Genomic DNA, 25,361 nt, shown 5'->3' on the forward strand with positions numbered 1-25,361 from the left:
TTAGTATCTGCTCCTTAAACTCATGTGAATATGCATTACCTTTCATTTGAATATGCCCCCTTAAGCTTCTGATTTTATTCTAGCTAATGGTTCGTATTTTGTCCAAACTAATTAGGGGGCTTAGGAGGTATTGAAAAATTACCTGTATTGACTTTCTTTTTCATATTTATGGTTTTTGCCGGTGATAGTACTGCAATCATGCCTGCACCCCCTTTTTAATATTTTACCATATTAAAAAGAGGCAGTGATGATTTAAATCTTCACTGCCTCTTTACTAAGTAACAGGGTTGCCGGGGCCCGCCGGCAATCTATGATTGCTATTGCGGATGGGGTTCTTATTATTGCTTATATACAAATACTATTAATTTTGATGGCCTGCGGCCTGAGCCAACTTTTCCGCATTTGCCGCAGCGTATTTGGCTGCGTCCTCATCGGTTATGGTATAGCCAAACTGCATCAAAAGTGCTGCTGCAATATAGAACAGTGCGGGTGTTCCGCCGAAGATCCACATGAAGCTGTTTACAAACTCAGGTGTAACTGTCATTCCCGTCTGATATCCGATAAATGCAAGACCATAGCTGGATACGGCACCGCCCAATGCGAAGCCTATCTTGATAGGCATCGAAAAGAGTCCTGTTGCCATGGCGCGGTAATCCTTACCTGTCTTGTAGTAACCGTATTCGCCTGCATCCAAAACGTAGTTGGGACCAAATCCTGAGTATATATACATGGCTATGGAGTTGATACAGGAGAATATAATATATACAACAAGTGAAGTCCTTGCAAACAATGTTATACACAAGCTTCCGACAGTACTGATTAAAAGACCGACGATCATGGCTTTTTTCTTACCTAGCTTAGTACCTATCTTAGGTCCTATTATGCTGGAAACTAGGCCGAATGCCGTTGTTATGGTCATGGCAAGGGACATTAAAAGGAAATTTCCTAAAACGTACATATAATAATATGCCGCTATACCCATCATGGACATGGCACCGATAAATTGCAGAGAGCTTGCGGAAATGTATACGAGAAGCTGCTTATTTGTTGAAACGGATTCTACTAAATCCTTTATTTTTACGGAAGGCATAGCTGATACCGCATCCTTTGGCTGTTGCATGTCATATGGTGCTGCCGTCTTGCACAACGCCATATTTCCGACAATGAACAATGTTCCAAATAGGGCGGCAACTATCGTATATGCGTTTGAGCCGCCTACATAAGGAGTCAGAAACTGTATGAAAGGAAGAGTGGCGGCAGAGGATATGATCATTGCCGCAGCCATAGCCTGGGCGCCTCTTATGGCAAGCCTGGATCTGTCTTCCATATCGCTTCCTGCCATGACAGAGAGAATGCCGTATTGGGATGTTGCAATAAAGTTCATGGAGTTATGCAGCATGCAGTAGCCTATAATGGTAATTATCATTTTAGGCACCGTTGAAAATGCAGAAGTATCTATAAACTGTATTACACAGCCTGCGTAAACCACAAAACGAAGCAAAATAAGCCAGGAGCGGTATTTGCCCCATTTCATGTTTGCTTTTTGGATAATTCCGCCTGAAATTAAGCCGACTATAAAGTCAATGGTACGAGCCACCAGTAACGTCGTTCCCATGAGAGCTGCGCTATAAAGCAGATTTTCTGTCATAAAAATCGTAAGATAAGAAGTCGGTACAGCTATACCTACACTGGTAGCAAATCCATAAAAACCATAGGCATTGATTTGAGAATTACTCAACTTTGCCATTTCTTTACCTCCTATTTTTTTATAACTCAGCTTTTGATATAGTCATGACTAGAATTTAATTTTGAAAGGATTTATTTTATACCATAAAAGAAATTGGCCAATTCATATTATGATATAGGACCTGAATCGCAGGATGTTGACTCAGGTTATTAAAACGGCGCACACGTTTTATTAGATGCGAAGCTTGTTTTGAGGAACTCAGATTAGTATTATTATATTGATGAAATAATTTAGTTATAACTAATATTTACTTTTATTGTATGTTTTTTACAATTATGTGTCAAGAATGTATCATATTAATATATCACATAAATTTGGGGTAAAATAAATAAATTGACAAATCAATTTCAACTGTATTATAATATTTTGCAAAGCGATGACGAAGAGAAGTAGCGTAAATTATCGTTTCCAGTGAGCAGGAGACAGTGAGAACCCTGCAAAGTGAATTTATGCGAATAACACTTAAAAGCCGCAATCTGAAAGTCATACGATGAGTAGGTGCGCCGTAAGCCGGACGTTAAACCGGCAACACTAGAGCGACTGCAATTTTTGCAGTAAATCAGGTGGTACCACGGACTTTTACAGCTGTTCGCCCTGAATTTTTATATTTCAGGCCGGGCAGCTTTTTAATTTGTATATACAATGCTGAAAGGGAGAGAATTAAAATGTCAGATATGTATCGCTCAAAGACCATGGATAAAATCAGTGAAAATGATATAGGTTCGAAAATGAAAATTGCCGGCTGGGTGGAAAACATCCGCGACCACGGCGGCGTATCCTTTATAGACCTTCGTGATATGTACGGAGTTATGCAAGTGGTATTGAGAGATACCGAGCTTCTAAAGGGAATTAAAAAGGAAGAATGCCTATCAATAGAAGGCGTTATTGAACGCCGTGACGAAGAAACCTACAATCCTAAAATTCCTTCCGGCACTATAGAATTGGAAGCAAAAGCAATCACTGTCCTTGGAAAGGTATATAAAGACCTTCCCTTTGAAGTCGCAAGCTCAAAGGAAATCCGGGAGGATGTGCGCTTAAAATACCGTTATCTGGACCTAAGAAACAAAAAAGTCAAAGATAATTTGCTTTTTCGTTCCCAGGTTATAAGCTTTTTAAGGCAAAAGATGGAGGGCATGGGCTTTATGGAAATACAGACTCCCATTTTGTCCGCTTCATCTCCTGAAGGCGCCCGTGACTACATTGTACCTTCAAGAAAATACAAGGGCAAATTTTATGCTCTGCCTCAGGCACCCCAGCAGTACAAACAGCTTTTAATGGTGTCGGGCATAGATAAATACTTTCAGATTGCCCCTTGTTTTCGCGATGAGGATGCCAGGGCTGACCGTTCACCGGGAGAATTTTATCAGCTGGACTTTGAAATGAGTTTTGCCACCCAGGAAGATGTATTCCGCGCCGGTGAAGAGGTTTTAACAGAAACCTTCAAAAAATTCGCACCGGAGGGTTTTGAAGTGACGGATGCACCCTATCCTGTTATCGGCTACAGGCAGGCAATGCTGGAATTCGGAACAGATAAGCCGGATCTTAGAAATCCACTTAGGATTATAGACGTAACCGACCTTTTCCAGAAATGCACCTTCAAGCCCTTCCATAATAAGACCGTAAGAGCCATAAAGGTTCATGCCGACATGTCAAAGGGCTTCCACGAAAAAATGCTGGAATTTGCTAAGGAGATAGGTATGGGCGGTTTGGGTTATCTTGAAATAAAAGAAGATATGTCCTATAAGGGACCAATTGATAAATTTATTCCCGAGGATTTAAAGGGCGAGCTTGCCGACCGTGCCAGATTGGTGTCCGGCGATGTAATATTCTTCATTGCCGATAAGGAGGATTTGGCCAACAAATACGCAGGCCAGATAAGAAATGAACTGGGACAGCGCCTTGATATATGTGAGAAAAATGCCTACCGTTTTTGCTATGTAAATGATTTCCCCATGTATGAAACGGATGAGGAAACAGGAAAAATAGGCTTTACTCACAACCCCTTCTCCATGCCCCAGGGCGGCCTGGAAGCATTAAATTCAAAAGACCCCTTGGATATACTGGCATACCAGTATGACATAGTATGCAACGGCATTGAATTATCCTCGGGAGCTGTGAGAAACCATGACCTTGATATTATGGTAAAAGCCTTTGAAATAGCAGGCTACGATGAAGAAACATTAAGAAATAAATTCGGAGCATTATATAACGCCTTCCAGTTTGGCGCTCCGCCCCACGCAGGTATGGCCCCCGGCGTCGACAGAATGATAATGCTTTTAAGGAATGAAGAAAACATACGCGAGGTTATAGCATTCCCTATGAGCGGCACCGCCCAGGACTTGCTTTGCGGTGCACCGGCGGAAGTCACTGAAAAACAGCTGCGTGAAGTTCATATAAGAATAAGGAATTAAGGATGAGGAGGTTAGAAAAATGACTGTAACCAAAACGGAAATAGAAAAGCTGTCTAAACTTGCAAGGCTGTATTTTTCCGAAGAGGAACTTGAAAAATTTGCAGGTGAATTTGACGAAATCATAGCATTTGCAGATACCATAAACCAGTCGGTGGAAGGCGGCACATCGGAAATACGAAGCGTAGGCACCGAGCTTGTTAACTTCGAAAACCTCCGTGAAGATATAGTTATGCCTTCACTTCCCAATGAAAAAATAGTATCCAATGTTGAAGATAAAGACGGTTTCTTCAGCTTAAAGAGGAGTAAAAAATGAGAGAGATAATATCTGAACTTTCAAAAAAACTTCACAGCGGCGAGGTATCTTCTGTTGAACTAACAAGCGAATATATAAAGGCAGTCGAGGAAGCCAATCCTAAATATAACGCTATCGTTCATACTACCTTTGAAGCAGCATTAGAGCATGCCGAAGCAGCGGATGAAATGCTGAAGGAAGGCAATGCCGACACCCTTTGCGGAATTCCAATGGTTATGAAGGATAATATATGCACCGACGGACTTTTAACTACCTGCTGTTCCAACGTATTGAAGGGCTTTAAGCCATATTACGATGCAACGGTATGGGAAAAACTAAAAGAAAAAGGCGCCGTGCTTTTAGGTAAGGCAAATATGGACGAATTTGCCATGGGCAGTACCTCGGAATCCAGCTGTTACGGCGCTCCCTTTAATCCCAGAAACACCGGCCATGTAACCGGCGGATCTTCCGGCGGCGCTGCAGCGGCTGTGACAGCTAATATGGCAGCCTATGCCTTAGGCTCCGACACCGGCGGCTCTGTGCGGCAGCCTGCAGCCTACTGCGGTATTGTAGGATTAAAACCAACCTACGGTTCCGTTTCCCGCTACGGCCTTATAGCTTACGGAAGCTCCCTTGACCAGATTGGCCCCTTAACCTACAGCGTAAAGGATGCAGCCATTGTGTTTGACGCCATAAAGGGGTTTGACAGGCGTGATCAAACAAGCAAAGCATTTGATTACGGCAATATACTTGATTATTTAGATAGAGATATAAAGGGCGTGAAAATAGGCATAGCCGAAGAATTCTTTGACGGCATCGACCCTGATATGAAAACACAAATTTTTGACGCTGTTAAACTCTTTGAAAAAAACGGAGCCGAAATAGTAGATATCAAGCTTCCGGCGCTAAAATCCGCCCTTCCTGTTTACTATATCATTGCCTGTGCCGAAGCCTCCTCAAACCTTGGCCGTTATGACGGAATCCGCTACGGCCACAGAACCGGCAGCTACGACAGCATTGATGATATGATTTACAAGACCAGGAGCGAAGGCTTCGGCGCTGAAGTTAAGCGCCGCATAATGCTGGGCACCTATGTATTATCCAGCGGTTATTATGACGCTTATTATAAGAAGGCCTGCGTCATCAGGGAAGAAATAAGACGTGAATTTGATGAAACTTATGAAAAATGCGATATACTTATAGCGCCCATTGCGCCCACAACGGCTCCGGTTCTTAATTTTAAAGGGTTAAGCTCCGTTGAAATGTACTTATCCGACATCTGCACAGTACCAATTAACATTGCAGGCATACCCTCCATTTCCGTTCCCTGCGGAATTGATAAAAAGGGCTTGCCCATTGGAATGCAGATTATGGGTAAAAGATTTGACGATGCAAAGGTACTGAACATGGCATATTTCTATGAACAAAACTCAAAAGACTGGGCAGGCAATTTTGAAGGAGGTGTCAGAATATGAGCTACGAAGTAGTATGCGGAATTGAAACTCATATTGAGCTTAACACCGATACAAAGATATTCTGCAATTGCACCACTGCCTTTGGCGGCGACCCTAACACTCACTGCTGCCCCGTTTGCACAGGCCAGCCGGGTTCACTTCCCGTTTTAAACAAAAAAGTTGTGGAGTATGCAGTCAGAGCAGGCCTGGCGGTAAACTGCAAAGTCAATACCATATCCCACATGGACAGAAAGAATTACGTTTATCCTGATTTGCCCAAGGCATATCAGATTTCACAATATGACGAGCCTCTTTGCGAAAATGGCTACATAATATTGGACAGCGGCAAGAGAATCGGCATCACCCGTATCCACATTGAAGAAGATGCCGGAAAGCTTATTCATGAAGACGGCTACACCTACATTGACTACAACCGCGGCGGCGTCCCTTTAATTGAAATAGTATCCGAACCGGATATATCCTCCCCGGAGGAAGCAAAGGAATACGCCGAAAAGCTGCAGCTTATAATGCGCTATGTAGGTATTTCCGACTGCAAGATGCAGGAAGGCTCCATGCGCTGCGACGTTAACGTATCCCTGCGCAAATTCGGCTCAAATGAATTCGGTACCAGGACGGAAACTAAAAATATCAACTCTTTAAACTTCATTCAAAAGGCAATGTATGCTGAAATCGAGAGGCAGACAGACATACTGGATGCCGGCGGAACAATCACCCAGGACACTATGAGATACGATGATGTAACTGATACTATCTCTCCTATGCGTGAAAAGGAAAACTCCGATGATTACCGTTATTTCCCCGACCCGGACATCATTCGCTTTGAAGTACCGCAAGCTAAGATAGATGAGATAAAGGCTTCACTCCCTGAGCTTCCCTTTGATAAGCTTAAAAGATATATAGATGGGCTGGAACTTCCGGAAATGACGGCAAAGCATATGTACAGATACAGAAAAGTGTGTGAATTCTTCGAGGAAGCGCTTAAATTAGGTGCCGGTGTTAAAAACGCCTCCAACCTCATAACAGGCACGATTTACGCAACCTTGGACACCGAAGAAGACAAGGAAAACTTTGAAATAAAGGTTTCCCCTTCCCAGTTTGCAGAGCTTGTAAAGCTATTGGATGAAAAGAAAATAAACTTTAAAATGGCACAGACCACCCTGCAGGAGATGCTAGTTAGCGGCAATCCGGCAAGTAATTACATCAAGGCAGAAGACATGGAAGGCGTATCTGATGATGAAATAACAAAGTTCTGTCAGGAAGCCATTGACGCTAACCCCAAAGCCGTTGAAGATATCAAATCCGGCAAAGACAAAGCCATCAACGTCATGTTTGGCTACATCATGAAGCAGACCAAGGGCAAAGCCGATGTAAAAAAGGCAGAAGCTATAATAAGGGATTTGATCAGTAAGATGTAAAAAAGCATTAACGCCGGGTAATCCGGCGTTTTTAATTTATTAATAATGACCTTTGCAACTAGCAATATATATAGTATCTTCCTCTATACTATATATCAATCGATGAACATCGGTAATACGCCGACTCCAGTATCCTGATAATTCATGTTTTAATGGCTCCGGCTTACCTATTCCCTCGTTACCGTTTCTTTCGATATCTCGTATAAGTTCATTAATTTTTCTAAGAATTTTTTTATCTTCTAATTGCCAATATAAATAATGCCCCCATGCAATATCTGAAAAAAATTTATTCATCTATCAAATCCCTTTTTTGTCTCTTTCCTTTTTTCAGTTGTTCAATGGACTGTAAAAGCTCATTATAGTATTTGGGATCACTTCTGACATAGAGATTCTCTAAAAGATTGTTGTATTCTGCTTCAGATAACATAACAACATTATCTCCACGTTCACGGGTAATAATAATTGTTTCAAAGTCCTTTGTGACCTTATCACAATAATCTTTGAATTTCTGTCTTACAGCTGAATAACTAATAGCTATCATACCATCACCTCACATATATATTGTACAGCATATTGTACAATTATTCAATTATATAGAAGATTTATATTACATGTTCTATATTTCTATTCGAATATTAATCAAACAAGGTAATAATGATATAATTGAAGAAGCTCTTTTTATAATTTCTATTCTATCTTTGGGAGTGATCAAATTGAAAAAACATGGCTACAAAATTTTGATAGAAAAAGATGAAGATGGTGTTTATGTAGCAACAGTACCAGAATTAAAGGGTTGTCATACACAGGCAAAAACTTTGAAAGAATTATACCCTCGAATAGAAGAAGCAATTGAATTATATATTAAATTTGAAGAAAAAGAAGTAAATAAAGCTATCACTGAAGCTGAAGTCGAGTATTCAGCTAATAACAGACTTCTTGATGCAAGAGAAGCCCTCTCAGAGTTAAGAGAAAAGTATTTCAAATAAATACAAACGCCGATAAAGCCGGCGTCGATTAAAATATGTATCTTACCCAAAGTATGCTGCAGTATGCCACAGCTGCTTGATATATTGAAAAACTTGCTCCTTATCCCCTATATCTTCCCAACAAGCAGGATTTAATGTGCTGTCCCGGGATGCTTTACCAATCAGCCAAGCATTTATTACTCCTGAGAAATTACCGAATTGGCTGTCAATTTTTTGAGCAAGAGGCTTAATCATAGGACCTCTGAACTCATCACCGATATCATCAATCCTTATTTGCCGCACAGGTATCCATTCTAATTTAATATCATATCTTTCACACAGAATATTTGCATATTTATTGATATCAGTATTTCTGAAGCTTTCATCCATGTAAAGTGATTCAATATCTTCATTCAGCATGATATCACCGTGAATATGAGTTTCAATGCAATAATCCAGGTTTCTCCCGAGAATTCTTTGCTTGTTATCCCCTATAGACATCAATTCATCTATAGCCATATCTATTGTATAATTCTCTTTGTCCAATAATCTACCGTTCTGTTTCACATCCAGCAAAAGCCCAGCTAAAATACCGTAAAATGAATCTGCAGTACATAGTATATCTGGGTTGGTTGAACTGTCTCCGTATGCAAAAGTACACCGGGATATTATATCTGGTTTTAAAGCAAAATAGCAGGAGCCGAATCTTGGAGAGGCTCCGTCCAAATATTCAAATATATTTAATGCTCCGTACTTTGGCCTGTCTGTTGTATTTTCGGGATATATATTTGAAAAAAGGCGCTGCTCCCACAAAAATCTGTCTCCGCCGATATATGCGGTTTTTCCTCCGTTGGTCGTTCCGGTTTTGAATTGTCCGAAATACATGCCGTCATCAATTAAGTTTTCAATTATCATTGCCCCGTTATTGGAGAGCCTGTCAGCATGAAAATTAATGGTTACGGCAGCAGACAATAACTTATTTATCAAAACATCAATATCGTAAGAAAACCCATTACAAAGCTCTTCAATCAAAGACAATTTTTCGGATTCCTGTTTTTTAGCGTGAGTACATATATGTTTAATTGTTTTTAATTCATAATCCCTTATCATGATGACCTCATCCTTTTTTCTCAATTCTTTTAATACAAGCTCATAAGACATATAAATCATCCAGCATATCCTATCTCATCTTTAGTATATCAAAATCCAAGAATATCGCCCTTTTCTTTTGATATACTTTCTTATATTTTAATATGTTTATGGAAATTTACAAATACCATAACGCAGGTTAGTTATAGAGAATAACTGAAAGGATTCATTGGGTCAGTATTTCCGTTCTTATCTCAATAATGTAATGTAACTGATGCAAGAATATAAAATGATGAATAATTTAAGGCTTCGTTATTCTTAGTGCCTTACCTCCGGTCAGCCGATAAGGTTGTAGGCGCCTTATCAAATAAATGCATCCGGTAAAATACCGGATGCATTTATTTGGTAAACTTCTATTACTTTCTGATATCCCCCCTCGTCTAAATTCAAAACCAGGAGGCATGTATTTATACAGCAGGTTCAAACTGGCTGTTGTAAAGGTCGGCGTAGAACCCTCCCTGGGACAGCAATCCTTTATGGCTGCCGCTTTCAATGATGTCTCCGTCTTTCATCACCAAAATCAAGTCGGCGTTTTTGATGGTGGACAATCGGTGGGCAATGACAAAGGAGGTGCGGCCCTGTGTTAATTTGTCCATTGCCTCCTGAATCAACAATTCGGTGCGGGTATCCACACTGCTTGTCGCCTCGTCCAATATCAGCATCGGAGCGTTTTGAATCATAGCCCTGGCAATTGTGACAAGCTGTTTTTGCCCTTGGGACAGGTTTGCTTTGTCATTCAGCGCCGTATCATATCCTCGAGGAAGAGTCTTGATAAAATGGTGAAGTCCAACCGCTTTACAGGCAGCAACCACCTGCTCGTCTGTTACGTCCTGCTTACAATATACGATGTTTTCCTTTATGGTACCCTCGAACAGCCATGTATCCTGCAGCACCATTCCAAACTGCTCATGCACGTTCTCACGTGGAACTTGGTTTTCGGGAATACCGTCTATCAGTATTTCTCCGCCATCCAGTTCGTAAAAGCGCATCAGCAAGTTGACAATTGTGGTTTTTCCCGCACCCGTCGGCCCGACAATAGCCACCTTCTGTCCTGCTTTTATTTGGGCTGAGAAGTCGTTAATAATGGCCTTATCCGGTGTATATCCAAACTTCACATGACGGAATTCCACATCACCTTTAACATTATGAAGCCGCTTTGTTTTTTGGCTTTCATCGGACAGTTCTTCCTCGTCAATAAAATTAAATACCCGCTCACTGGCGGCAGCGGTCCTTTGCATATTCTGGAAGGCTTGTGCCATTTGGGAAAGGGGCTGGGTAAAAAGGCGGATGTACAGCATAAACGCTACAATTACACCGAAAGTTATGGTACCGTTCATTGCCAGCGCCGCGCCTACCACACAGACAGCCACATAGCTGAAGTTGCCGATAAACATCATTAAAGGCATCATCAGCCCGGACATAAACTGACTCTTCCAGCCGCTGTCATAAAGGCTTTGGTTTACATTTTCAAAAAATCTCTTAGCCTCCTTGCCGCCGTTATAAGCCTTCACCACATTATGGCCGGAGTAAACTTCTTCGACATGGCCGTTGACAGCACCTAAATCATTTTGCTGGCGAATAAAGTATTTCTGAGAACTTGTCATGATAACGCTCATTAAGGCAAACCCAAGAATGCTGGCGCCGATGGCAGTCAGTGCCATAATCCAGTTGTTATAGAACATCATGACAGCAGACCCGATAAACATAGTAATTGATGTAACCAAGGTGCCGATACTTTGATTCAAGGTTTGCCCGATTGTGTCAACATCGTTGGTTACCCGGCTTAAGACATCGCCATAGCTCACCTTATCAAAATACTTTAAGGGCAGCCTGTTAATCTTTTGAGATATGTCCGTACGCATATTTTTGCTGATCTTTTGCGTTACCGTCGCCATCATATAGCCCTGAATGAAGCTGAGAATTGTCGAGGCGGCGTAAAATGCAGCCAGCAGGTAAGCGATGCTTTCCACCGTTTGAAAGTCAATTGCGCCCAGAACCGGTTTGCCGTTCACCAGCGCCGGCAGTCCTTTCATAATTTCATTTGTCATTTCCTTCAGCTTATCAGGTCCGATAATCTGAAGTACCGTTCCTATGGCCGCCAAAACAAGGGCTATTATCACCGCCGGCAGATATTTTATGCAATAGACAACCAGCTTGAGCCAGGTCTCTTTAAAATTCTTAGGCTTCTCGGCTATGCCCCCTCCCATGGGGCCTCTGCCAATTGGACCCTGGGGCCTTGCTTTCCTCTGTTCACTCATGATACAAGCTCCTCCTCGCTTAATTGGCTCATGGCAATTTGCCTGTAAACTTCACAAGTTTGCAAAAGCTCTTTGTGTTTACCCTTTCCGGCAATTTTACCTTCATGGAGTACGATAATCTGGTCGGCGTCCATAATTGTTCCGATGCGCTGAGCGACAATCATGCTGGTAACCCCGGCGGTTTCTTTTTTAAGAGCGCTGCGCAGAATCCGGTCGGTTTTATAGTCCAGGGCTGAGAAGGAATCATCAAAGATATAAATTTCCGGCTTCCTGCAAACCGCACGGGCAATTGAAAGCCTCTGTTTCTGGCCGCCGGATAAATTTGTACCGCCTTGGGCAATGTCCGCTTCATACCCGCCGTCCATTTGTTCCACAAAATCCGCCCCTTGGGCAATTGCGGCTGCTTTTCTGATTTCATCTGAAGTAAAGCCATCCCCTCCGTTATCTCCGTATGCCACATTGGAGGAGACCGTGCCTTTGAACAGAACCGCTTTTTGGGGCACATAGCCGATTTTATTGTGTAAAGCTTCCAGGGAGTAATCCTTGATATTTACACCATCAATCAAGATTTCCCCCTCGGTTGCATCAAAGAAACGGGGTACAAGATTTACAAGCGTTGTCTTACCGCTGCCTGTGGAGCCGATAAAGGCGATGGTTTCGCCCTGCTTTACAGTGAAGCTTATATCCTCCAGCGCATAATCCGCCGCGTCAGGGTATTTGAAGCTCACGTGCTCGAAGGTAACCTCACCTGCTAAACCTGAGGCCCCATCTATCTGGCTGCCATCGAGTATCGTCGGTTCGGTATCCAGCACCTCGTTTATGCGCTTGGCAGAAACGCCGGCCCGGGGGAGCATGATGAAAATCATGACCAGCATCATAAAGGACATAATCACCTGTATTGCATAACTGGAGAATACCACCATATTCGAAAACAATGTCAGTTTATCCATCATTTCCGCAGCGTTAATCAAGTATGCACCTATCCAATAGATTGCAAGGGACAGCCCGCTCATGATCATCATTATGACCGGCATCAAAATTGCCATAGCCCTGCTGGTATAAAGCTGGGTGCCGGTTAATTCCTCGTTTGCTTCTTCGAACTTTTTCTCCTGGTAATCCTCAGCGTTATAAGCCCTTACCACCCTGAGCCCTGTCAGGTTTTCGCGGGTAATCCGGTTCATATTATCTGTTAAGGTTTGCATTTTTTTGAATTTCGGTATGACGAAAATCATGATAAATCCAACCATCACAACCAAAACCGCAACTGCCACCCCTGTCGTCAGCATCCATTCAAAACCTTTTCCTGCAATTTTTGTGATGGCCCATACAACCATAATCGGAGCTTTGATGATAAGCTGCAGCCCCATTGTAATCAGTATTTGAATCTGCGTAATGTCGTTGGAGGAACGGGTAATAAGGCTATCGGTGGAAAAACGGTTGATTTCCTCCATGGAAAAGGACTCCACCTTATTAAATAACAGGCTGCGCAGCTGCTTAGAAAATGTGGCGGCAATCCGGGCGGCAAAAAATCCAACGATAATGGCAGATGCCAAACTGCCAAGGGTACAAAGAAGCATTTTGCCCCCGGCCAGCCAGATATCCCTCATGGCGCTGCCGGGAGTTTGCACCAGCACTGTGATTTCCGCCATATAGTCCGGCGACTTCAAATCAAGCCAGACCTGTGCTACGATAAACACAAGGCTTAAAGATACGAGAATCCATTCTTTCGGCTTTAAATATCTTAAAATTTTAATCATGATGACCTCCTGTTGTATCATGGTTCATACTGAATAGTATTAGCAATATATCTTTTTTAATTTATTTTCTCACTGAATCCTTTTCAAGCATTGTCAGCAGTTAGTAGCCATGGTATTTAAAAAAAGAAAGCCTTGCAGATATTCATTTAAAAATCTCTGCAAGGCTTAAATTATTTTTTCAAAAGGACTTCCCTGTCCTTTTTGCTTAATCCCTTTAATACAAGTTCATAGGACATATCAATCATCCAGCATATCTTCTCATCAGGTATGCCGCCGTCCAATATAACAGTATTCCAGTGCTTCTTGTTCATATGGTAACCCGGCGTTACGCCTTCATGCTCTTCCCGCAAAAATATGCTAAGGTAAGGGTCGCACTTCAAATTCACATACATAGGCATTTTATCTATATCCGTCAAAGCAAACATCTTCCCGCTCACTCTGAAAGTCAGTGTGCTGCTGTCAAAGGGAAAATCCTCATATGCGCCTTTTTTACTTAAGCAATATATCTTCAGTTTTTCAAAATCCATAAACATCGCCCTCTTCTTTGGATATACTTAATTATATTTTAATACCTATGGAGAAAATTTCAAACATGACTTTTATAAATGAATTAAAAGCTCGTATTACATGACAGGCTGCTAATTAAATCCGGCCGTGCTTTATTCCAATACCTATTTTGCCGTTGTTTTAAGTGAGCCGACATCTCCTCCGGCCTGCTTTATACAATCCTCTACAGCATCCAGGATGGCTTTGGATGTAACCGAAGCGCCTGCTGCCACATCCACGTTAAGGGTTTGCCCTTCCACTATCTCTTTAGGAATCTTGTCAATTGCAGCGTCGCTGATACCTTGAGTTTCCTTGTGTTCCACCACTTTGACACTAACTATTTCAGTATCGGAAAGCTCTACGGAAACCTTCACGCACCGCCGATACCCATTGCAGAAGCTGTGTATGTTCCTGCCTTAAATTTGCTTTTATCTGGTGAATTTCCTGCCGGCTGGCCTGTGCAGCCTGCTGAAACCAACAATAAAATCATAGATAAAACTGCCGCTATCCTTGTTATTTTTTTCAATGAAATCTCCTCTTTCGATAATTTATTCGTTTTTGGCTGCGTGAACTCCTGCTACGTTTCCGAAGGTCAAACCGTTTAATAATGCCGAACCGCTGCCTATATATTCCTGATTTAAAGTCTGCGCGCTTGCCGCGGCGCCTACTGCATATAATCCATTGATAACATTACCGCTTTTATCAATGACCTGTGCATTCATATTGATACGCAGGCTGACATAAGTGTCGTTGAGGTTTCCTGTAAGATCCAATCCTATATAAGGAGCCTCAATTGGATATAAATACTCGGAAGGCTTGTTAAAATCAGTATCTTTTTTTGCCTTAACCATCTCATTGTACCTGTCAATTGTATTTTTCAGCACTTCCGGCTTCATACCCATCTTTTGGGCAAGCTCTTCAATTGTATCTGTTTTAAATGCTTTTCCAGTTTCCAGGGCTTTGTCTATTCCTTCTTTATGAGCATCGTACAGCATTTGCGGGATAATCATATGGGTATCGCCGAAGCCCTTTTCATTCAGCACCCGTGTACGGGTATAAAAATATTCCGCTTCGTCAACATAACGTTCTCCCTCTGGCGTTACATATATGCATTCCGGTGTAAAATAGCCAAGGGAAGTATCTGCTGCAAGATTATGATGAATTTGCGCTGCGTTTTTAACGATTATGTCGGCTCCCACACCTTCTCCCATGGCCAGAGTATCGCCGGTATTTACAGAGGAATTTATATAATCTGTATATTGCGGATAATATTTTGCCATCATTTCAGGGTTGCCGGCAAAACCGCCGGAAGCAAGTATAACTGACTTTGCTTTAACAGTAACCTCATTGCCGTCTTTGTCAACAGCCTTTACGCCTGTAACCTTATCTCCTTCTTTAATCAATTCCGTTGCCCGTGTGTTGACGCGAACTTCGATACCTAAGTCATTAACGTCTTCCATAAGGTATTTAATTATATAGCCCTTACCGCCTTCTGTCTGATGAATGCGGGGGATATTCCTTCCTTCGTAAATACCGGCGGCAAAAATACTGTCCATCATCTTGACGCCATGATCAATAAGCCATTGTATATTCTCGGCAGAATGATCGGTAATGTATTTTACCATATCCGGTTCAACATATTCATCCTTTGCCCTTTCGGCAAGCATCATCCAGTCTTCATAGAATTTTTCAGCGCTGTCTTTGACATTATTTTTCTCCTGAATATCTGTTCCTGCTGCATGTACCCATCCTGCTGATAAGGCTGAAGTTCCTCCGAGGCGTCCTAACCTTTCCAGAAGCATAACCTTTGCACCGTTTTCAGCAGCTGTGATAGCGGCAGAAACCCCGGCCAATCCCGAACCTACCACAACAACATCGGTTTCTAAATCCAGTTTACCGGGAGCTGCCTTTACAATCTCCTTTGCCTTAAGGGCATCAATATTTGCTCCTGTTTTAGAAAGAGCATCCGTAATAGCCCTGATTACCGCTGAACTGGATATTGATGCTCCCGCAACCATGTCCACCTTCAGTGACTGATGTTCCATAATATCCCTGCTGATGGTTTCAAAGGCTGTGTCACCAACCATGACAGAGTCATTAAACTCTGTAAGCTTAATATCTTTAATGGAGCTTTCATCTACAGTAACATCTACAGTGAGCGGGCCGCTAAAGCTGCTTGTGGTTCCCGAATAGGTACCCGGAGTATAGATAATTTCGAAACCCTCTTGCTGTGATGGCTGCGGTGAATCTGCCGGTTTACCGCATGCGGAGATCAGCAGCATGACTGATAAACTTAATGCAAGTACTTTTTTGATTGATTTCATAATTCTCCTCCTCGATTGATTTTGTTTTTCAAGTTAATTATTAAATTAACAAAATGATTGTATAATTTAATGTTAACTTTACGTCAAGTATCATTTCATTTATCTTGATAATAAAAAAAGCATTAAAACATAAGGTAACCTTATGTTTTAATGCTTTTTTTATAACTAGCTTGAAATAATAATGCTTATTTTTTCCCCACATAAATGGTCTGATATATTTCCCTGTCATAGATATCCATATTATATCGGTTTTTTTCAATAACCGGTCCCATATCTGCAACATCCAATTGTTTCAAATTTAAATCAGTCAATTTTTTCAGTATCTTTTCCCGGTTAAAATAATCCTCTATCTGGGGTAACGTATTATCAATCCCCTTTACTTTATGCAAATTTGGATATATCCCTGCCAACAAGCCTCCATGCTTTAAAAAAGGCAGCACTATATCAAGTAAAGGTTGATTATTCGATTGGGCGAAATCTTTTGTCATCCAATAATCAATAATTATATCAATGGACGAATTCCTGAGCGGTATTCCGTCAACATCGCAGCATAAAAATATGAAATTTTTATGCTCATTACCTGTTTCCAGACTGCTTTTTAAATGGGCTATTCTGTCTTTATCGTAATCAACCAGGATATATATGGCGTTTCCAGGTATATGCTTAATATATTGATTGAGGAAATATCCTACACATAAGTTAAACTCCATAATATATTCAGGCTCTTTGCAATGCTTATGCATGCTGTCAATCAATATGCCCATCCCTTTATAACGGAAGTTTATAAAACCGGGGGATGCTACCCTTAGATATTCCTTCCCGTCAGGCATAGGCTTTCCGTATAATAATTTTTGCCTTGCTGCCTTTTCATCAATATAAATACCATCCTGTATTATAGCACTATAACCGCATTTGCATTTGATGCTTCCCTCTATAAGCATGTTATTCTCTATAGTCCCGGCTGAAATATTCAAGGCCGCCCCACAGCATGGACACTGTAACATTCCTACAGAAGACAATGGAAAACCTAATTTACCGCTTCTGTTCATTTCACCGCTTTTTAATGAGTTAATTGTTTCTTTAAGATAATAGCTCATCTTCTCATACTTTTGCTGCGCCTGTATGATCTGTTCTTCCTTACTCTCCAATAAAGATAAATACATTTTTTTATATTCATCTGCTTTACCGCCCGTGAGCCTTTGAAAGGTTAATATCTTCTGAATTTCCGGCAAAGAAAAATCCAATTGCTTTAAGTTCATAATTCTTTCTATGTCTCTGCTGTCGTCTTCATGAAATCTGTAATGACTTCCATTTTTTTGTGCAACCAGCAGACCGAAATCAATATAGTGCCTTACAGTACTTTGAGAAATATTATGTTTTTGAGCAAATTCACTGATTCTAATTTTTCTTACCCCCTCTCGCCAGACAATTAACCCGGCACGGCAATAGTTAAGTTTATAACATAATTATATCATTTTTTTGATAGAAAGCGAAACAACTCCATAAAAGGTCTTAGCCCGCCGAATAAACCGGCAGGCTAATTTATATTATAACTCCGCAGCTCTAATAAATCATGTTTTAAAATGTCTCCGCGTATTTCTAATATGCAGTCCAGCCTCCGTCAGCCACTATAGTTGCTCCGTTTATAAAGCTTGAATCATCGGATGCAAGAAAAAGTGCAACCTTTGCAATTTCTTCAGGTGAAGCAGCCCTTGGGCTGGTAGCTGTGCCTAACATCATTCTTTCATTGCCAAATGGACTTGGATTCTCAAACCCTACACCTTTTGTCACAATTTCAGTTTCCACACCGCCGGGACAAATTGCATTGCATCTTATTCCTTTTGTTGCATACATGTAGCCGATATTCTTTGTTAATCCTACCAGGCCAAACTTAGATGCGGTATAAGCTACGCCTGCTCTGGAGCCATTAAGCCCGCCTACTGAAGCTATATTAATTATATTTCCCGAGCCTTGTTCAAGCATTATATTGACAGCCCTTCTGCAGGAATACAGAGGACCGGTTAAATTAACTCCTATAACTTTATCCCATAACGCGTCCGACACTTCCCCGGCAGGCATATTATTATCGGCAATACCTGCATTGTTTACCAGTATATCAACCTTCCCAAAGTTTTTAAAAGCAAAATCAACCATGCAGTCTATATCTTCTTTTTTTGCTATATCTCCCTGAAATGCAAGTATTTTAAAGCCTTCTTCACCGGCATACTGGACAAGTTCTGCAAGCTTTTCTTTCCTTCTTGCTACCGCGACGACTGAAGCCCCCTCTCTTGCAAATTGGAGAGCCATGGCCTTTCCCATGCCCGAACTGGCCCCTGTTACAATTGCTGCTTTCCCTTCTAATTTCATATTCAGTACCCCCTATATTTTAATCTTAAAGTTAAATAATTAACTAATAAAATGATTATATAATTTAAAGTTAACCTCACGTCAAGCAATGCTTCTTCGGCATTAAAGGCAAAAAACCATTAAAACATAAGGTTACCTTATGTTTTAATGGTTTTTACCTGCTTGAAGAATCTCTGCAGAGCTTTAATTATTTCTCCAAAATGGCTTCCCTATCTTTTTTGCTTAAGCAATACATCTTAAGTTTATCAAAATCCATAAGCCTCTCTTTCTTCTTTTGATATATGCTTATGGATTTTTTTAAACATCATTTCTAATACAACAAGAATGCGAGGTACTGGAACAGCACTTCATCCAAAGCTTCCATCTTTTCTTTTCCAAAGTCGGACACATTAGGATGAATAGCTTTGTATTCCTCCCAGGAAGGATAATACTGGCTTTCTATTTTTCTGGACGCAAGTACTTTATAGTCTTCCTTGTTAAATTCTATTCCGGCTGTTTCTCCGGCATTTTCATAAACGCCGTAGTCACGGACAAATTCAGTAACAGCACAGAAATTTTCCATATTGACATCTTTAATTGTTATAAATACTTTATCCAGACCAAAAATGTATTTTCCTCCGGGCGCTAAAATATCAATAAGCCTTTTAGCTTCATCCACACACTGCTCTTTTGTGTAGCCCTTCATCTTTGTCATTGGATATAATCCTGTTATAATGTGTTTCTTTCCCAGTTTTTCCTTAATAAGCTTTGGATTACCGTATTCAAACATCATGACGGTGTTTGCCGGCAGCTCATACAAATAATCAAGATATCTGTCCCAGTTATCCTCACAGAAGAGCCTGCAGTGAACTCCCAGGGAAGCATATTCATCAATCATCTTTTTAAAACTTGGCCACCATAATTTTTCAAAGTCCTTTTCACGCATAAAGGTTGGCATATGCAAGGGCAGGAATGCATGGGAATAATTTGAAATAACCTTGGGCATCCCTTTTTTTAGCACAATTGGATATACCGCTTCGCAAGCTTCGGCTACCTTTTCGGGCATTCTCCTTACATCCATGCTCACACCCTTAAAGCTCCTTAATTGGTCGGCTATAAAATCAAAGGGGGCAAGAGTAGATGCTCCCGCGACAGGTGCATAATACCCGTACCGCTCTACCATTTTAGCTAAAATAGGCCCAATCTGCGCTAAATCGTTTCTGTAACCCAATATACTTTTTGTAAAACTGAGCATTGCCTTTACCGGGTTGTCTAATCCCAATGCTTTATGCTGCCTTGGGATTACTTTTTCCAAAAGGCAGTCATAGGGCTTTTCAATCAAGTAATCATACTCTTCCGGCAGCATTCCGATAACCTCGGGATGCTGGAAGAATCCATTGGAGCCCATAACAAAGGATTGGGATTCCAAGGGCTGGTAAACTGAGGGCAGTCTGCTGGTACCGGTGCTGGGGCACACATCCGTATATAATGTCTGGCAAAGCCTGTCCAAGCCTTCCTCTATTAATTGAGGATTCCATTGTGCTTCTACTATATTAAGTCCGCAAAATTCCGCCAAAGGTTCAAAGGCCATACCGATATTAACAGGGACTCTCTTGGGAATTTTATTGTCGTATACGTCCTGAAAAATACTTGTCCTTTCCTTTTGTAAAGCTTTTACATCTGACATTCTAATTCACCCTCCCGATATTTATATATTTTGTTCTTAATTATAAGCTATTTTGCTGCTGCAGCTTCATTCCCTGCACGGACTTCCTGCTGTATCTTCTCACACTGAATCAGTCAGAATTTTTTAAGTCTACCGTACTTTTTATCTTCTTTGCATTATATTTATCTAATAATATCTTTTTATATTACTAATCAAAGTAATTTTGAAAAGGTTAATTGTTTAATTGCTCGGCAAATCGATGTAAGTTTTATTAAGGAAGAAAAAAATTACAACCAAAACAAATACATCCAGTTAAAACTGGATATATTTGTTTTAGCTCAGTAACTATTTTATTGATTTAAAGCTTTTCTCGCCTTTAAATCCTCCATAATTTGAGGCATCTGTTTGTCCAACCCACTCAAAAAGAATAGGCATACCGCAATTAATAATGAATCAATAGCATGAAGCCATGTAAATGTGAAATGAATAGCACTTAAGGCTTCTGCAGATTGGGCTGCAGCTCCTCCCACATAACCGCCTATTCCCAACATCATGGTTATAATAGCCGCACCTGCACCTGAACCTAACTTTGAACCAAAGCTTGCTCCGCTGAAAATCAAGCCTTCAATGCGTACCCCCGTCTTCCATTCGCCGTATTCAACAACGTCGCACATAAATGCCAATCTGGTGCCCAAAAGTATTGCAGGTCCGATTCCTCTACATGCTGCAGCTATCATCAATACTGTTACATTACCCGGTGCAAATAGGGGTATAATACCGCCTAAAACTTGTATAAATTCTCCTATAAAACCGGCTCTGATTTTACCTAAACGGTTTATTACCGGTGTAACCAGTACAAGGGTCGCGAGCATTGCACCAAATATTACCGACATGAATGGCCCCATTAATGCAGGATTTTTAAGATTCCAGGTAAAATAATACATATTTATTGACATCAATGCAGGATAAGCCATGGTAAGCGCCATCAATAATGTTACCATCAAAAACCACTTGTTTCCTAAAAGAGTTTTAGCAGCAACTTTTAAAGATAAATTATTTTCTTTTGAATTTTTATTTGAATCTTTAACTACATTCTCTTTAGTTCCAATGAAAGTTATAAGTATCAGAATGACAGCGCCTACTCCCATAGTACCAAAAAACTTGAAGTAGCCTTGTGCACCTCCGCCCAGTGCAGCAATAATTTTCAAAACAAACATATTCCCAAGAACAGTTGCAGAGGTATTAAAGGCTTGGCCTATCATACCCAGCTGCAACCTTTTTTTGGGGTCGGATGTCATTAATGAAGTAAGTGATTGCATAGGAAGCGATATACAAGTACCATAGAAAAATGCCACAAGGTTATAGGTTATAAATGCGTAAACTATCTTTCCGGTCTCACTAAAATTAGGAACAAAATAAAGCATCAGCAACGATATTGCAGCCGGTACGGCATTCCATAAAAGCCAAGGTCTGGCTTTGCCGTATTTGGTGTTGGTTCTGTCAACCATGAAGCCACACCATAAATCGGTGATGGCATCAATGAACCGTGAAACCATAAAAATTGTGCTGATTGCCGCAAGAGGTATTATAAAAATATCAGTCCAAAAATACGTAAGATACGTACCGAACCCTAGTGCAGCCATACTAGAACCGAAGAATCCTAGGCCATAACTAATAGTCTGTTTTAAATCCACTTCATGAGGTCTCACCTGATTCAATTGATTTGCCTCTTTTAACATAATAATTCCTTCCCTTCATTTTTAATCTATATTTACACACCCTATGATTAAGCTATAACTTTAAGTAATTATTATTAAGCACTTGATATGCCAAATCAATAGAGCTGCAATATTCTGGGAGACCCTTTCTTAAGCATTGAAGCTTTGAAATTTTTACGATTGAAAATAGAAATATAGAATGTTTATAAAGATTTAGAAATATTGCAAAAACGAGTGTAATTTATCGTGAAGGAATTAAGATAAATAATTATATATAACAGCCTTTTTATATAAAACATCTATATTAAGCTGTGTTATTATTAAATAGAATTAATAATATTTAAATAATATTAATTACAATAGAGGATTTAACCTTTTTTTGCATTTATATGTGGTAATATATACTATCAAAAGAGTAACATGTTTTTAGATTGTTGTCAATAATAAGTAGATTTAATTCTAATTTGTACAATAATTGTCTTGTACAGCAATTTATGCTATATTTTAATAGAAAGGGTGAGTATTTATGGAGAATGATACAAAACAAAAAATATTGAAATTATCAAAAATCTTATTTTATGAAAACGGCTACAGCAATACCACTATAAAACAAATAGCCGATGAAGTAGGAATTTCAAGTTCCGTCTTATTTCACCATTTTGAAAATAAAAGAGATATTTTAATCCACGTTATCAATGAATATGATGATAGGAGAAGAGAAATAGCAAATTTATTTGGCAGTGACTTATCCTTTTTCGATAGAATTGTCCTCAATTCAAAAATGTACCTGGTACCATCTGCAAATGACAAAAAACTGGCACGCCTTCATGTTGATGAATTTAACGAAAACCTGGCGACAAATATCGGCCCCAGTAATCAATACAAAAAAAGCTTGTTAAGTTGCAATATTGATATAAATAAGTGTTCAGACAAGTCTCTGGACTATGATGAACTGATGAAGTACAGATTATTTTATTACCGTGGAGCATTGAAAGAAACCATGGAAAACTTTGTGAACGGCAATCTGGAATTCAATGAAAAAAGCATAGATGATCATATAATTTCATGCTTCAATTTATTTTTCAACAAGCCTATAGATGAAATCTTATCATCGATTAAAAAGGCCAATAGAATAATGAGTTTAATATCTTTCAACGGACTTGAAATCACTGTTTTGAATGATAAAATTTCAGAATACATATCAGCCAGTAAGGATTTCGCTATGTATGATCAAATCAAAGTAGTATTAATTGATGATATTGTATTTACTATCGATATCAATTTAAATGCGAATGATATAGATAATAATATCAAATGGCTGAAAGAACAATTTAATAAAGTTGTGATACTGACAAAAAATTATGAGTTAAATAATCCTGCAGATCTTACGCAAATTATCTTAAGGCTGGATGATTTCAGAATACATATTTTAAAATCTCTTTCTTCACTGCATGATAAGTTTACACAAGATTTCTTTGCAGCAAGCTTTATAGATAAGGACAAACTTAAAGAATATAAGGGATTGATAAAACAGTTTGAAGCATATGGAATAGACGCTGTAAAGACCTTACGTAATTTAGATATGTATTATAACGATGAAGATAATGTTATTACCCATTGCGCCTTCATATTCTATTAACACGTCCAACCAATAGACATAAAAATTTCTATAAGATATTAACACAAAATATAAGCCGGCAAAAATGCCGGCTTGTTGTATTTACTGGCTTTATCAATCATTTTATACCTGGCCCATTTCACAGCATTGTGCTGCTTTTTCAACCTAAGTAAAAATTTCTTATTTTGTAGCTGCAGCCTCATTTCTAGCGCTAATTTCCTGTTGGATCTTTATAACCTCGGGAACTGTCAACTTATTGAAAAGGGTCATTACAATTAAGCCTATTATTGCTGCTATTGCGGGTAGCATATGTATGATATTCCTTAGCCCGCTGACCAATTCGGGTGTTGATGGCGCTCCGGCCACGTAACCGATAGCTGAAAGAGCAAAGCCTGTGAATGTCCCAGTAGTTATTAGGCCAAGCTTAGGAGGCATATTAGCCATACCCATAATAAAGCCTCTGGCGCTCTTGCCTGTTTTCCATTCACCGTAGTCGGATGCATCCGCATACATAGCAGGTGAAGAACTTGTACAGAAAGCCACTCCTATATAACTTATTCCTATCATTACAGCAAAGGTCATCGCATCTTTAGCAAAAGCCCACGCTGCCAACTGAAAAACAACTATCGCTGAAATGCCTATAGTGTACATATGGCGCTTGTCAAGTAACTTGGCAATGAAAGGGACTGCAATAGCACTGCAAAGCTGTATAATTCCAAGACTGCCTAAGAATAAGGGAAGTATTGACTATCCTGTACAACATACCTGAAGTAATATGCAGCGGTACCTGATACAGCGAAAGTTGATATGCCACGGCAAGTATCTCCTACAATCAGAGCAATAAATGGCGGATTTTTAAATGCCTGTTCCAACATTTCACCTACAGTCAAACCCTTGGGTTTGTTTGCTGTTGCAATACTTGCACTTGGCATGTCAAATTCTTTTGAAATATAGAATACAAACCAGAATGTAATGAGCATTATAGTCGAAAAAATTGCAGTTGTGATAAAGAATCCCTGTAATCCCGGTGCCTTTGCATTTCCGCCTGTAAAGAAAAGTATTATGGGCATTGCGATATAACCGAAAATAATCTGAGCTGCAGATGAGAACTGTACCCTTCTCGCAGAGATTAAGGTCCTGTCTGCCGGATGTTTTCCCATCATAGGAAGAAGGGCATAAAGTGCTGCAAATTCAAAATTAACAAAAGCATGGGCAATAAGATAAGCTGTTACCAAAAACACTATTTTTACCGATGTGCTTACATTTAAATTTGTAAACATCAATGTGAATGAAACTGCAGTTATAGGAGGGGCTATTAATAGCCATGAACGGTATTTGCCCCATCTTAAATTAATTTTTTCCATCAATCCACTGACAATAGGTACTAAAATCATATCGCCTATTCTGCATATAAAAAGAATACTTGCTGCAATTGCTGCGGGGATCATGGCCACATCTGTTAAGAAAAAACTATAATACGTAGTGTTCATTGCCATCATGATACCAAACCCAAAAAGGGCCGTACCATATGCATATATTTTCCAAGGTTTTATTCTTCCTGTTTCTAATGACATTTTAAATTTCCTCCTAAGTCTTTGACTTTTTTAATAAAAATTTATTAAATTATTATTGCTGTTTTACGTATGGATGATAAACATCCCATACTGAATATAT

22 protein-coding genes and 1 other annotated feature are annotated in these 25,361 nt (G+C 40.0%); of the genes, 6 read left to right on the top strand and 16 right to left on the bottom strand.

The genetic code is table 11. From position 1 onward, the window contains the following. Positions 1-361: 361 nt before the first annotated feature. The gene (locus tag OXPF_RS09900) at positions 362-1,747 is read right to left on the bottom strand and encodes an MFS transporter (RefSeq protein ID WP_054875054.1); all 1,386 of its coding nucleotides are present in this window, start codon (positions 1,745-1,747) and stop codon (positions 362-364) included. A gap of 367 nt (positions 1,748-2,114) precedes the next feature. Continuing rightward, positions 2,115-2,347, top strand: a binding site (T-box leader). A gap of 65 nt (positions 2,348-2,412) precedes the next feature. Between OXPF_RS09900 and aspS the strand changes: the two genes are divergently transcribed. Genes aspS through gatB form a run of 4 tightly spaced genes read left to right on the top strand, consistent with a single transcriptional unit; the run spans position 2,413 to position 7,340 of the window. Further along, complete coding sequence (aspS, locus tag OXPF_RS09905) at positions 2,413-4,158, top strand: aspartate--tRNA ligase (protein WP_054875055.1); 1,746 nt, start codon at positions 2,413-2,415, stop codon at positions 4,156-4,158. A 19-nt stretch (positions 4,159-4,177) separates the two neighbouring features. Next, entirely contained in the window at positions 4,178-4,471 is a 294-nt protein-coding gene (gene gatC / locus OXPF_RS09910) for an Asp-tRNA(Asn)/Glu-tRNA(Gln) amidotransferase subunit GatC (protein WP_054875056.1), read from the top strand. After that, the gene (gatA, locus tag OXPF_RS09915) at positions 4,468-5,925 is read left to right on the top strand and encodes an Asp-tRNA(Asn)/Glu-tRNA(Gln) amidotransferase subunit GatA (RefSeq protein ID WP_054875057.1); all 1,458 of its coding nucleotides are present in this window, start codon (positions 4,468-4,470) and stop codon (positions 5,923-5,925) included. The genes gatC and gatA overlap by 4 nt, the downstream gene beginning before the upstream one ends. After that, the gene (gatB, locus tag OXPF_RS09920) at positions 5,922-7,340 is read left to right on the top strand and encodes an Asp-tRNA(Asn)/Glu-tRNA(Gln) amidotransferase subunit GatB (protein ID WP_054875058.1); all 1,419 of its coding nucleotides are present in this window, start codon (positions 5,922-5,924) and stop codon (positions 7,338-7,340) included. Before gatA ends, gatB begins: the two co-directional genes overlap by 4 nt. A 39-nt stretch (positions 7,341-7,379) precedes the next feature. Here gatB and OXPF_RS09925 read toward each other — a convergent pair whose 3' ends face one another. Both OXPF_RS09925 and OXPF_RS09930 read right to left on the bottom strand, forming a co-directional pair. Next, a complete protein-coding gene (locus OXPF_RS09925; RefSeq protein WP_054875059.1) occupies positions 7,380-7,634 on the bottom strand; it encodes a Txe/YoeB family addiction module toxin in 255 nt (84 codons plus the stop codon). After that, positions 7,627-7,881, bottom strand: coding sequence for a type II toxin-antitoxin system Phd/YefM family antitoxin (locus OXPF_RS09930; protein WP_054875060.1), 255 nt, complete (start codon positions 7,879-7,881; stop codon positions 7,627-7,629). Before OXPF_RS09930 ends, OXPF_RS09925 begins: the two co-directional genes overlap by 8 nt. 172 nt (positions 7,882-8,053) lie before the next feature. On the opposite strand from OXPF_RS09930, the gene OXPF_RS21800 reads away from it, so the two are divergent. Further along, entirely contained in the window at positions 8,054-8,326 is a 273-nt protein-coding gene (locus OXPF_RS21800) for a type II toxin-antitoxin system HicB family antitoxin (protein WP_201779706.1), read from the top strand. 42 nt (positions 8,327-8,368) lie between these two features. On the opposite strand, the gene OXPF_RS09940 is transcribed toward OXPF_RS21800, so the two are convergent. The 11 genes from OXPF_RS09940 to OXPF_RS09985 form a co-directional block, all read right to left on the bottom strand. After that, the gene (locus tag OXPF_RS09940) at positions 8,369-9,466 is read right to left on the bottom strand and encodes a DUF3626 domain-containing protein (protein WP_054875061.1); all 1,098 of its coding nucleotides are present in this window, start codon (positions 9,464-9,466) and stop codon (positions 8,369-8,371) included. Between the two features lie 395 nt (positions 9,467-9,861). Beyond that, positions 9,862-11,712: an ABC transporter ATP-binding protein gene (locus OXPF_RS09945; protein ID WP_054875062.1), complete on the bottom strand. Its 1,851-nt coding sequence runs from the start codon at positions 11,710-11,712 to the stop codon at positions 9,862-9,864. Continuing rightward, entirely contained in the window at positions 11,709-13,469 is a 1,761-nt protein-coding gene (locus OXPF_RS09950; protein ID WP_054875063.1) for an ABC transporter ATP-binding protein, read from the bottom strand. The genes OXPF_RS09945 and OXPF_RS09950 overlap by 4 nt, the downstream gene beginning before the upstream one ends. A 170-nt stretch (positions 13,470-13,639) precedes the next feature. Next, positions 13,640-13,996, bottom strand: a complete 357-nt coding sequence (locus tag OXPF_RS09955; RefSeq protein ID WP_054875064.1) for an MmcQ/YjbR family DNA-binding protein — start codon at positions 13,994-13,996, stop codon at positions 13,640-13,642. Positions 13,997-14,140: 144 nt separating this feature from the next. Then, complete coding sequence (locus OXPF_RS09960; RefSeq protein WP_054875065.1) at positions 14,141-14,389, bottom strand: FMN-binding protein; 249 nt, start codon at positions 14,387-14,389, stop codon at positions 14,141-14,143. Next, entirely contained in the window at positions 14,386-14,541 is a 156-nt protein-coding gene (locus OXPF_RS22460) for a hypothetical protein (protein WP_160317194.1), read from the bottom strand. The genes OXPF_RS09960 and OXPF_RS22460 overlap by 4 nt, the downstream gene beginning before the upstream one ends. A 22-nt stretch (positions 14,542-14,563) precedes the next feature. Next, positions 14,564-16,339, bottom strand: coding sequence for an FAD-dependent oxidoreductase (locus OXPF_RS09965; RefSeq protein WP_054875066.1), 1,776 nt, complete (start codon positions 16,337-16,339; stop codon positions 14,564-14,566). A gap of 185 nt (positions 16,340-16,524) precedes the next feature. Continuing rightward, positions 16,525-17,769 carry a MerR family transcriptional regulator gene (locus OXPF_RS09970; RefSeq protein WP_083479821.1) on the bottom strand — a complete coding sequence of 415 codons (1,245 nt, stop codon included), beginning with the start codon at positions 17,767-17,769 and terminating at the stop codon, positions 16,525-16,527. A gap of 169 nt (positions 17,770-17,938) precedes the next feature. Then, entirely contained in the window at positions 17,939-18,706 is a 768-nt protein-coding gene (locus OXPF_RS09975) for a glucose 1-dehydrogenase (RefSeq protein WP_054875068.1), read from the bottom strand. A gap of 310 nt (positions 18,707-19,016) precedes the next feature. Continuing rightward, positions 19,017-20,372 carry a uroporphyrinogen decarboxylase/cobalamine-independent methonine synthase family protein gene (locus tag OXPF_RS09980; protein ID WP_054875069.1) on the bottom strand — a complete coding sequence of 452 codons (1,356 nt, stop codon included), beginning with the start codon at positions 20,370-20,372 and terminating at the stop codon, positions 19,017-19,019. Positions 20,373-20,701: 329 nt separating this feature from the next. Further along, complete coding sequence (locus OXPF_RS09985) at positions 20,702-22,090, bottom strand: MFS transporter (RefSeq protein ID WP_054875070.1); 1,389 nt, start codon at positions 22,088-22,090, stop codon at positions 20,702-20,704. A 505-nt stretch (positions 22,091-22,595) separates the two neighbouring features. Here OXPF_RS09985 and OXPF_RS09990 point away from each other — a divergent pair. Then, positions 22,596-23,708 (top strand): TetR/AcrR family transcriptional regulator, encoded by a 1,113-nt coding sequence (locus OXPF_RS09990; protein WP_054875071.1) that lies wholly within the window; start codon positions 22,596-22,598, stop codon positions 23,706-23,708. A gap of 159 nt (positions 23,709-23,867) precedes the next feature. On the opposite strand, the gene OXPF_RS23385 is transcribed toward OXPF_RS09990, so the two are convergent. Beyond that, positions 23,868-24,431, bottom strand: a complete 564-nt coding sequence (locus tag OXPF_RS23385; protein WP_083479823.1) for an MFS transporter — start codon at positions 24,429-24,431, stop codon at positions 23,868-23,870. Then, positions 24,413-25,261: an MFS transporter gene (locus tag OXPF_RS23390; RefSeq protein WP_054875073.1), complete on the bottom strand. Its 849-nt coding sequence runs from the start codon at positions 25,259-25,261 to the stop codon at positions 24,413-24,415. Before OXPF_RS23390 ends, OXPF_RS23385 begins: the two co-directional genes overlap by 19 nt. Positions 25,262-25,361 lie beyond the last annotated feature (100 nt).

This window comes from Oxobacter pfennigii (assembly GCF_001317355.1).
In the GTDB taxonomy this organism is placed as follows: domain Bacteria; phylum Bacillota; class Clostridia; order Clostridiales; family Oxobacteraceae; genus Oxobacter; species Oxobacter pfennigii.